The sequence below is a fragment of the Sphingomonas sp. genome (assembly GCF_030145815.1).
GTDB lineage: Bacteria > Pseudomonadota > Alphaproteobacteria > Sphingomonadales > Sphingomonadaceae > Sphingomonas.
This window is the reverse complement of the sequence record NZ_JAIXHL010000011.1, coordinates 151,368-160,357: the sequence shown is the minus strand read 5'-3', so window position 1 is coordinate 160,357 and position 8,990 is coordinate 151,368. Positions and strand designations below refer to the sequence as shown.

11 protein-coding genes are annotated in these 8,990 nt (G+C 65.2%); 4 read left to right on the top strand and 7 right to left on the bottom strand.

The genetic code is table 11. The features are described from left to right. Nucleotides 1–91 precede the first annotated feature (91 nt). From KYX69_RS11865 to KYX69_RS11855, 3 genes are read right to left on the bottom strand one after another with little or no spacing between them, the layout of a single operon-like run. Nucleotides 92–841 carry a molybdopterin-binding protein gene (locus tag KYX69_RS11865; protein WP_300497503.1) on the bottom strand — a complete coding sequence of 250 codons (750 nt, stop codon included), beginning with the start codon at nt 839–841 and terminating at the stop codon, nt 92–94. Continuing rightward, complete coding sequence (locus tag KYX69_RS11860; RefSeq protein ID WP_300497501.1) at nt 838–1,572, bottom strand: cytochrome b/b6 domain-containing protein; 735 nt, start codon at nt 1,570–1,572, stop codon at nt 838–840. The genes KYX69_RS11865 and KYX69_RS11860 overlap by 4 nt, the downstream gene beginning before the upstream one ends. A 31-nt stretch (nt 1,573–1,603) precedes the next feature. Further along, nucleotides 1,604–2,353: a sulfite exporter TauE/SafE family protein gene (locus KYX69_RS11855; protein ID WP_300497499.1), complete on the bottom strand. Its 750-nt coding sequence runs from the start codon at nt 2,351–2,353 to the stop codon at nt 1,604–1,606. Between the two features lie 144 nt (nt 2,354–2,497). Between KYX69_RS11855 and KYX69_RS11850 the strand changes: the two genes are divergently transcribed. Both KYX69_RS11850 and KYX69_RS11845 read left to right on the top strand, forming a co-directional pair. After that, on the top strand, nt 2,498–2,887 hold the full coding sequence (locus KYX69_RS11850) for a CZB domain-containing protein (protein ID WP_300497498.1): 390 nt from the start codon (nt 2,498–2,500) through the stop codon (nt 2,885–2,887). Nucleotides 2,888–2,959: 72 nt separating this feature from the next. Continuing rightward, nucleotides 2,960–3,796, top strand: coding sequence for a PhzF family phenazine biosynthesis protein (locus tag KYX69_RS11845; protein ID WP_300497495.1), 837 nt, complete (start codon nt 2,960–2,962; stop codon nt 3,794–3,796). 57 nt (nt 3,797–3,853) lie between these two features. Here KYX69_RS11845 and KYX69_RS11840 read toward each other — a convergent pair whose 3' ends face one another. From KYX69_RS11840 to KYX69_RS11825, 4 genes are all read right to left on the bottom strand, one after another. Further along, nucleotides 3,854–4,318, bottom strand: a complete 465-nt coding sequence (locus KYX69_RS11840) for an outer membrane beta-barrel protein (RefSeq protein ID WP_300497492.1) — start codon at nt 4,316–4,318, stop codon at nt 3,854–3,856. A gap of 152 nt (nt 4,319–4,470) precedes the next feature. Beyond that, entirely contained in the window at nt 4,471–5,679 is a 1,209-nt protein-coding gene (gene rlmN, locus KYX69_RS11835; protein ID WP_300497490.1) for a 23S rRNA (adenine(2503)-C(2))-methyltransferase RlmN, read from the bottom strand. A gap of 87 nt (nt 5,680–5,766) precedes the next feature. Continuing rightward, nucleotides 5,767–6,231, bottom strand: coding sequence for a hypothetical protein (locus KYX69_RS11830; protein WP_300497488.1), 465 nt, complete (start codon nt 6,229–6,231; stop codon nt 5,767–5,769). Beyond that, the gene (locus KYX69_RS11825; protein WP_300497486.1) at nt 6,228–6,854 is read right to left on the bottom strand and encodes a histidine phosphatase family protein; all 627 of its coding nucleotides are present in this window, start codon (nt 6,852–6,854) and stop codon (nt 6,228–6,230) included. Before KYX69_RS11825 ends, KYX69_RS11830 begins: the two co-directional genes overlap by 4 nt. Nucleotides 6,855–6,986: 132 nt before the next feature. On the opposite strand from KYX69_RS11825, the gene KYX69_RS11820 reads away from it, so the two are divergent. Further along, entirely contained in the window at nt 6,987–7,643 is a 657-nt protein-coding gene (locus KYX69_RS11820; RefSeq protein ID WP_300497484.1) for an outer membrane beta-barrel protein, read from the top strand. Between the two features lie 147 nt (nt 7,644–7,790). After that, entirely contained in the window at nt 7,791–8,894 is a 1,104-nt protein-coding gene (gene dnaN / locus KYX69_RS11815; RefSeq protein ID WP_300497483.1) for a DNA polymerase III subunit beta, read from the top strand. The last annotated feature ends 96 nt before the right edge of the window (nt 8,895–8,990 follow it).

Here is an 8,990-nt window from a genome sequence, read left to right as displayed (position 1 = left end):
ATTTGTTTATAAGAGACAGCACCCATAGAATACAGTGTCGTTGGGTGGCCGGGTGGGGGAGCGGGCCGGTGCCGCCCAACTAGAAGCGACTCTAAATCCCCGCATACCATTCGTAATCGGCGACATCCTCCCAATAACCGCCCTTGCCGCGGCCGATCCCGTCGAGCGATGCCACCGCCTCGATCCGCATGACATATTTGGCGTGCTTGTAGCCCAGCTGTCGCTCGACCCGCAGCCGCACCGGCGCGCCATGCGCGATCGGCAAGATCGCATCGTTCATCGCCCAGGCGAGGATCGTTTGCGGGTGGAAGGCATCGATCAGGTCGATCGATTCATAATAAGCTCCGCCGCGCAGACTGTCCGCGCAGTGGAACACCAGATAGCGCGCATTGTCACGCAGCCCCGCCGCGTCCAGAATCCCCGACAGCTTCGGCCCCTGCCATTTGCCGATCGCGCTCCACCCCTCGACACAATCGTGTCGGGTGATCTGCGCGCGCTGCGGCATGGAGCGCAGGTCGGCGAGCGACAGGCTGAGCGGCCGTGTGACCAGCCCGTCGACCCGTAGCCGCCAGTCGGCAAAGCGGTTGGCGGCCAGCGCCTGATAGGCGGGCGTGCCCGGATTGCGCGTGCCGTTCGAGCGGAAGCGCGGCGACATGTCCTCCGGCGAGAATTCACGGGCGAGCGCATTGCGGTTGGTGATGACGCGCTGCAGACTGCGATGCACCGCTTCGGCCTTGAACAGGATGTCGCGCCCGGTCTCACTGCTGCCAACGCGATCGCATCCGACGAGCAGCCCGCCCGCCCCCGCGACGATCAGATTACGGCGCGTGATCAGCGTCATGCCCCCTCCACCGGCGGCACGCGCCATTTGCCGGTCAGCATTGACCGCACCTCGTTCAGCGGCCCGGCCAGGATCACCAGCGCCAGATGCACGATGATGAACCCGGCCAGCAGCATCGCAACGATGAAATGGATCGACCGCGCGCTCTGCCGCCCGCCGAAAATGTCGAGCAGCCACGGCCACGCCGCATTCATCCCCGGCGACATGGCAAGGCCGGTAAAGATCACCAGCGGCAGCAGCACGAAGATCACCCCCGCGTAGCTGATCTTCTGGAAGTTATTATAAGCCCGAGGGTTCTCGGGATCGTGGAAGCGCAGCGCGAGATGCGACTTGAAATCCGCGAGCAGGTGTCCGCGCGACAGCTCGCTCCGCTGGATGCGCAGATCGTTCTGGAAATGCCGGTTGATCAGGCTGACGATCATGTACGCGAGCAGCGCGAACCCCAGCACCAGCGCGAAGAACAGGTGCCAGCGTCGCGCGATCGACAGGCTGTAGCTCGACGGGATTGTCAGCCACCCCGGCACGCGCGCGGTGTCAAAGAACCAGATCAGCTTGAACCAGGGCTGGTCGTAATTCGCGCCATATTCGCCCCAATAAAGCTGGCCATGCGCGTTGAGGATCATCAGCCCGCTGCCAAGCAGAATGATCACGCTGACTGCGGTCGTCCAGTGCCACAGCCGTGTCGCCAGCGTGTGTCGGCGAATGACATCGGGGCTTTCCGGTTCGCTCATATCCACCACTACGCCGGAGGGGTCGAAAAGGTTACAGCCGGGCGAAGAACAGGATCGTCGTTCCGGCCGTCACAAGCAAGGTCCAAATCCGCACCACGCGCGGCGACAACCGCTTGCCGATCGCCGCGCCGCCGAATCCGCCGACGATCGAACCGCCCAGCATCGGCAGGCACGCGCGCCACTCCACCATCGCAAAGCCGATGAACACGAACGCGGCAGCGAGATTGGCCACCGCCAGCATCAGCGTGCGGATCGCGAACAGCGCGCGCGGCTCGATATTTGCGAGCAGGCCATAGGTCGCGGTGGTCATCAACCCCACGCCGCCCCCGAAATAGCCGCCATAAATGCCCAGCAGCCCCTGCGCCCCGATCAGCGTGCGCCGCCCGATCGTTACCCGCGCATGCAGCCAGTCCGCCGCGCGCCGCCCGAACGCCATCACGACGAACGCGAACAGCAGCAGCCACGGGATGATGACGTCGAATGTGTCGGTCGGGGTCAGCACCAGCAACAGGCTGCCCCCGAGCCCCGCAACAAAGGTGATCGTCGCCAGCAGCAGCACCGACAGCCCCGCCACCGGCCCCAGCTCGTCGCGAAATCCCCATGCGCTCGCCGCCGCGCCGGGCAGCAGCGCCACGTTCGAGGTCGCATTGGCGATGTTTGCTGGCAAACCCAGCGCGATCAGCGCGGGCAGCGTCGCAAAGGTGCCCCCGCCGGCCAGCCCGTTCATCACGCCGCCGACGACCCCGGCCCCGGCGGCGAGAAACAATGCGGACCATTCCATTCTGCGCCACTAAGCGCGGCGCGCATAAATGCAAAGACCGCGCGCGGCATTCGCTTTGGGTAGATGATTTGGCGTTCAGGCAGCCCGGCGGGCGCTGCGCGGTCTAAGATGGTATCGGTAAATAACGATAACGGATAGGATTTCATGCACGAACGGGATCTGCTGGCACAGGTACAGGCAGCAATTGGCGCGCATGGCGCGTGGAAGCTGAAGCTGAGCACTGCGGTGTCGACCGGCCGCAGCGACGACGAACCTGCCTCGGTGTGCCGCGACGACCTGTGTCGCTTCGGCGTATGGCTGCACGGCCCGGATATCGATCCTGCCACGCGCGAAAGCAAACCCTATCAGGTCATTCGGCGTCTCCATGCAGAGTTCCACCAGTGCGCTGGCGCGGTGCTCGATCTGGTCAAGCGCGGCGATCAGGCGCGTGCGCGCGCGTTCCTTGAAGGTGAGTATACCGATCGTTCGGCAACGCTGATCCGCGCGCTGACCTTGTGGAAGAGCGAACTTCAGGCGGCATCCGAACTCGCCTGAGCCCCCGGCATCTGCCCCTTGCGCCAGCCCGCGTCGCGGTCCAATCCGCCGGGCCGGAATGAGGAGCGCGACATGAAGCTGGATCTGGTCGATGTGTTCGGGGCGGACGGGAACACCGGCAATCCGCTCGCCGTGGTGCATGACGCCCAGGCGATGGACCCCGATGCCATGCTCGCGCTCACCCGCTGGCTGGGCTTTTCGGAAACGACCTTCCTCATTCCCGCGACCGATCCGGCGGCGGACTACCAGGTCCGCATCTTCTACCCCGCAGGCGAGCTGCCCTTTGCCGGGCATCCCACGCTCGGCACCTGCCATGCCTGGCTCGAAGCGGGCGGCGTGCCGCGCGATCCGACCCGCATCGTCCAGCAATGCGGCGTAGGGCTGGTGCCGGTCGCTCGGACAAGCGACATGCTGTCGTTCCGCGCCCCACCGCTGGTCCGCTCCGGCCCGCTCAGCGACGCCGAGCGCGCCGAAGCGGCGCGGCTCGCCAATGTTCCGTCGGAAGCGATCGTCGATGCGGTCCACGCCAATAACGGCCCCGGCTGGCAGCTGCTCCGGCTGCGCTCCGCGGCCGATGTGCTCGCGGTCGATCCGCCCGCGCGTGCGCCGCTCGGCACCGATATCGGTCTGGTCGGCCCGCACCCTGCGGGCAGCGCCATCGCGTTCGAAGTCCGCGCCTTCTTCACCGATGGCAATGGCCGACTGGTCGAAGATCCGGTGACCGGCAGCCTCAATGCCGCGACCGCCCAATATCTGTTCGGCGCAGGGCTGGCGACCGGCAGCTACACCGCCGCGCAGGGCCGCATGACCGGATGCGACGGTCGCGTCGAAGCGCGGATCGACGCCGATGGCCAGGTCTGGATCGGCGGACGCACGGCCACCGTGGCGCGCGGAGCCGAACTCGCCTGAATCAAAAAGGGCGGACCTTGCGGCCCGCCCTTTCCGTTTGTCACTTCGACCGAAAGATCAGAAGCGGAAGCCGACGCCGACGCCGGCGAAGTTCACGTCCGGACCCTCGACCAGGGTGCGGCGATACTCGACCTTGGCGAAGACGTTCGAGCCCAGGTTGTGCTGGTAGCCAGCGCCTGCGAACGCGCCGTCGTCGCCATCAGCGAAGCCGTAGCCGCCGAGCACATAAGCGCGGCCGGCGTCGCCGACCTTGGCGCCGACGCGACCACCGATGGTCCAGAACACGTCTGCGCCCTCGGTCAGGACCTTGTCGGCCCCGCCTTCAACGCCGATGAACGCGGTGTCGCCCAGGTCGAAGTCATAACCGACTGCAACGCCAGCGAACGCTTCTTCAGCGCCGTCGGCCCATGCGATACCGCCGCGGACTTCGACGCGGCCTTCACCCGGGGCTGCGTCCTGAGCGAACGCGGGCGAAGCGACGGTGGCGGCAGCAAGCGCCGCAAGAATAGCGATCTTACGCATAACAGATTCCCCAAGCAGGATGTTGTTTTGGTTTACGCAACATGTCGTTGCGGAGGCACAACTAGGCAGCGTCCGCGTGCGTTACAAGAGTAACACGGTTCAATTTTGCAACATTGTAGAAATACCGTGATATATCGGCCACAGTCGCTCGATCAGCCGAGCGCGGCCTGCTTCTCTTCGGCCAGCCGGTCCAGCTCGGCGCGGCTCTTTTTCTCGCTCGCCGTCTTCAACTGACCGCACGCGGCGTCGATGTCGCGACCGCGCGGCGTGCGCGCCGGGGCAGAGATGCCCGCACCGAACACGATTTCCTGAAACGCCCGGATCCGTTCCGGCGTGGAGCATTCATAGGGTGCACCGGGCCAGGGATTGAACGGGATCAGATTGACCTTGGCGGGCAGCTTGTACTGCTTGATCAGCCGCACCAGCTCGCGCGCGTCCTCGTCGCTGTCATTCTTGTCCTTCAGCATCACATATTCGAACGTGATACGCCGGGCGTTGTTCGCGCCGGGATAGTCGGCACACGCCTGCAGCAACTCCTCGATCCCGAACTTGCGGTTGAGCGGCACGATCTCGTCGCGCACCTCCTTGGTCACCGCGTGAAGCGAGACGGCGAGGTTGACCCCGATCTCCTCACCCGCGCGCGCCATCATCGGCACGACGCCGCTGGTCGACAGCGTGATCCGCCGCTTGCTCAGCGCCAGCCCGTCGCCATCCATCACGATCTTCAGCGAATCGCGAACATTGTCGAAATTATAGAGCGGCTCGCCCATCCCCATCATCACGATGTTGGTCAGCATCCGGCCCTCCGGCGTGCTCGGCCACTCACCCAGCGCGTCGCGCGCCAGCATCACCTGTCCGACGATCTCGCCGGGCTCGAGATTGCGGACCAGGCGCATCGTGCCGGTGTGGCAAAACCGGCAGTTGAGCGTGCAGCCGACCTGGCTCGACACGCACAAGGTTCCCCGATCCGCGTCGGGGATGAACACCATCTCGTAATCCTGCCCATCGTCGGACCGCAGCAGCCATTTGCGCGTGCCGTCGGTCGACACCTGCGCCTCGACCACCTGAGGGCGCGAGATCACGAAACGCTGCGCCAGCCAGGGCTGCATTGCTTTCGAGATATCGGTCATCAGGCTGAAATCGGTGACGCCGCGATTATAGATCCAGTGCCACAATTGCTTGGCGCGCAATTTCGCCTGCTTCGGCTCGAGCTGAGATGTCTCCAACGCCATGCGCAGATCGGCCTTGGACAGGCCGAGCAGGTCGATGCGGCCGTCGGCGCGCGGCTTCAGGCTGCGCGGAACGGGCACGGGATCAATGTGCCCGGGGATGGGCATGAGCGGCGTCGAGACTGATTGCATCGCGCGCATATAGACGAAGTGGGGTTACATTTCCATGCCCCGCCGCCGTGTGACGCGCGGAGCAGCGCAGCTGGCCGAACGCCGCGCTTACCGCCGTGCGCACCCCATCGCCGCTGCGTCGATCGCCGTCGCCGCGCCCTTGAGCGCATAGACATCGGCAAACGCGCCGCCGCCGCGCGCGACGCTTTCGACGCTCATCGAACGGCTGGACCGGATGGCCGCGACGATCGCGCGGTCGGTCCGGGCGTCCGGGGCCCAGGCGTCACTCGCCCCGGCGATCAGTTCGAACCGCCGCTCGCCGATCGCGAGCGTCACCTTCGCCCGGGGATCGCGCGCGCGGCTGAGGCGGATATGGATCTGTCCGCGCGCACCCGATCGCGGCCAATTGGCAATGCTGGCAAAGGCGGCGCTCCGCGTGCGCACAGGCTGCCCGATCGCATAGCAGCGCGCGGGGGCGGCATCGCGGAACGCCCCCCAGGCGTCGAACACGCCCAGCGATTCGCGGCCCTGCGCCTGGGCGGCGAATGCGATCGCCAGCACCAGCGCGCTCACGCCGGAGCCCGTCCGCTGCCCAGATGCACGACCGTCTCGCGTCCCTGCTCGATCATGACGATCGATCCCTGCGGCAACCCGCCCGCAACCGGCGTCGCAAACTCGGGATGCACGTCGCACCCGGTCATCACGCCGCGCAGCACCCGACTGGAAATGCCGTGCATGATGATCAGTCGGTCGCCCGGATCGTTTTCGGTGTCTGCCAGCCAGGCCGAAACGCGCTCTACAATTTCAGGATAGGTTTCGCCATCCGGCGCCGGATAGAGCAGGCCGGTGGCGGCAACGACCGGTAGATCCCCCGCCATCAGCTCGGCATATGTGCGACCGCCCCAGCTGCCCATGCCGATCTCCGTCAGCCGCGGGTCGTGCCGCGCGCTGTGCCAGTCGAGAGCGAGATGTTCGGCGATCACCGCCAGCGTTTGCAACGCCCTGCCGGTGTCCGACGCCCATAGGGTGAGGGTCGGCGCTGAGCCAAGCAGGCCAGCGAGCGCGCGTCCCATCTCATCCGCCTGCGCGAACCCGGCGCGGGTCAGCGGCGTGTGCAGATGATCGCCCTGCAGCCGCCGGGCGGCGTTGAACACCGTCTCGCCATGCCGTGCGATGAAGTCGCGTCCCTTTCGCATGGCCCCATGGATGGGTGCCCTGTGGCACAAAAGCAACGGTTTTCCGTGTTTATCCAACGTTCATGCAACTTGTGCGGCGCAGCGTCATTAGAGCCCCCGACCCGAGCACGGGTTGAGTTAAGGAGTTTCAGTATGCGTATCGCAATTGCCGCCGCACTGGCCGCATCGACCATGATCGCCGCCCCGGCCTTCGCCCAGGACACCGATCCGACCTTCACCGGCTTCCGCGCCGGCGTCATCGGCGGTTACGACATCGTCCGTCCGGGCAGCACCGAGGACAGCGACATCGACGGCGACGACCAGAATGTCGACGGTTTCCTGTACGGCGTCGAACTCGGCTATGACATCGGCGTCGGTGGCGCGGTGGTTGGCGTCGAGGCCGAATTGTCGGATTCGACCGGCAAGGTCGAGGCACAGTCGACCGATCCGAACTTCTTCGGTTTCGGCGAAGTCGGTGCGGGCCGCGACATCTATGTCGGTCTGCGCGCCGGTGTCCTCGCCTCGCCCAGCACGCTGGTCTATGCCAAGGGCGGCTACACCAACGCCCGCCTGAACGTCCTCGCGACCGACGGCACCACCGAACTGCGCGACAATTTCGAGCTGGACGGCTGGCGCATCGGCGCGGGCATCGAGCAGGCGATCGGCACCAACAGCTATGCCAAGCTCGAGTATCGCTACTCGAACTATTCGAACGCGAATTTCGAATATAGCAACGGTGCGATCACGGAAGATTTCGACATCGACACCGATCGTCACCAGATCGCAGTGGGCGTCGGCTTCCGCTTCTGAGCGCACGCCTGTCCACAAATGAATACGACGAAGGGTCGGAGCCGCTTGCTCCGGCCCTTTTTCGCGTTAAGGATAGCTTGAACTTCCGACGGCAATCCACGCGCCGTCTGTTGAATTTGGGCGACCGCCCGGGGGTTTGGAATACACATGAAAGCGACGATCGAACGCGCCACGCTCCTTCGGGGCCTCAGCCACGTCCAGTCGGTGGTCGAGCGGCGCAATACCATCCCGATCCTGTCCAACGTGCTGATCGAGGCATCGCTCGACGGATCGCTGCGGCTGATGGCGACGGACCTCGACCTGCAGATCGACGAAACCGTGCCTGCGGCGGTCGATCAGGCCGGCGCGATCACCGTGCCCGCGCACACGCTGTTCGACATCGCGCGCAAGCTGCCCGAAGGGTCGCAGGTCGAGCTGACCGCGGCCGAGGGCAAGATCAAGGTCAATGCCGGTCGCGCGAAGTTCGAGCTCGGAACCCTGCCGCGCGACGATTTCCCGGTGATTGCGGAGGGTGAACTGCCCACCGTGTTCGAGCTGCCCGCAGAAACGCTGAAGCAGATCATCGACAAGACCCGCTTCGCGATCTCGACCGAAGAGACGCGCTATTATCTCAACGGCATCTTCCTGCACGTCGCCGACGACATGCTGAAGGCCGCGGCGACCGACGGCCACCGCCTCGCCCGCGTCACCGTGCAGCGCCCCGAAGGGGCCGAGGCAATGCCCGACGTCATCGTGCCGCGTAAGTGCGTGGCCGAACTGCGCAAGCTGCTCGATGAGGTCGACGGATCGGTCGGCGTGTCGCTGTCGGGATCGAAGATCCGCTTCGACCTTGGCGCCGCGATCCTGACGTCGAAGCTGATCGACGGCACCTTCCCCGATTACAGCCGCGTGATTCCGACCGGGAACGACAAGATCCTCAAGATCGACCCGCGCAGCTTCATGCAGGGCGTCGACCGCGTCTCGACCATCGCGACCGAAAAAACCCGCGCGGTGAAGATGGCGCTCGACCGCGACCGCATCACCCTGTCGGTCACCAGCCCCGACAATGGCACTGCCGCCGAAGACGTCCCCGGCGAATATGCCGCGCAGCCGTTCGAGATCGGGTTCAACTCGCGCTATCTGATGGACATTCTCGGCCAGATCGAAAGCGACCTGGTCGAAGTCCACCTCGCCGACGCCGCCGCGCCGACGCTGATCCGTGAAAATGACAAGTCGCCGGCGCTCTATGTGCTGATGCCGATGCGCGTCTAGGTGGTAGTAAGTTGCGTTCGTCAAGTTTGGCGCTTCAACCTACTGATCTAACACGGTTTTTCATCTTTACACTTCTGCTAAAGTGTCAAGTTAAGG

Excerpts from the sequence above, each read along its gene's own strand:
- KYX69_RS11865 (WP_300497503.1), bottom strand. The coding sequence starts at position 841 with ATGACGCTGATCACGCGCCGTAATCTGATCGTCGCGGGGGCGGGCGGG.
- KYX69_RS11860 (WP_300497501.1), bottom strand. The coding sequence starts at position 1,572 with ATGAGCGAACCGGAAAGCCCCGATGTCATTCGCCGACACACGCTGGCG.
- KYX69_RS11855 (WP_300497499.1), bottom strand. The coding sequence starts at position 2,353 with ATGGAATGGTCCGCATTGTTTCTCGCCGCCGGGGCCGGGGTCGTCGGC.
- KYX69_RS11850 (WP_300497498.1), top strand. The coding sequence starts at position 2,498 with ATGCACGAACGGGATCTGCTGGCACAGGTACAGGCAGCAATTGGCGCG.
- KYX69_RS11845 (WP_300497495.1), top strand. The coding sequence starts at position 2,960 with ATGAAGCTGGATCTGGTCGATGTGTTCGGGGCGGACGGGAACACCGGC.
- KYX69_RS11840 (WP_300497492.1), bottom strand. The coding sequence starts at position 4,318 with ATGCGTAAGATCGCTATTCTTGCGGCGCTTGCTGCCGCCACCGTCGCT.
- rlmN (WP_300497490.1), bottom strand. The coding sequence starts at position 5,679 with ATGCAATCAGTCTCGACGCCGCTCATGCCCATCCCCGGGCACATTGAT.
- KYX69_RS11825 (WP_300497486.1), bottom strand. The coding sequence starts at position 6,854 with ATGCGAAAGGGACGCGACTTCATCGCACGGCATGGCGAGACGGTGTTC.
- KYX69_RS11820 (WP_300497484.1), top strand. The coding sequence starts at position 6,987 with ATGCGTATCGCAATTGCCGCCGCACTGGCCGCATCGACCATGATCGCC.
- dnaN (WP_300497483.1), top strand. The coding sequence starts at position 7,791 with ATGAAAGCGACGATCGAACGCGCCACGCTCCTTCGGGGCCTCAGCCAC.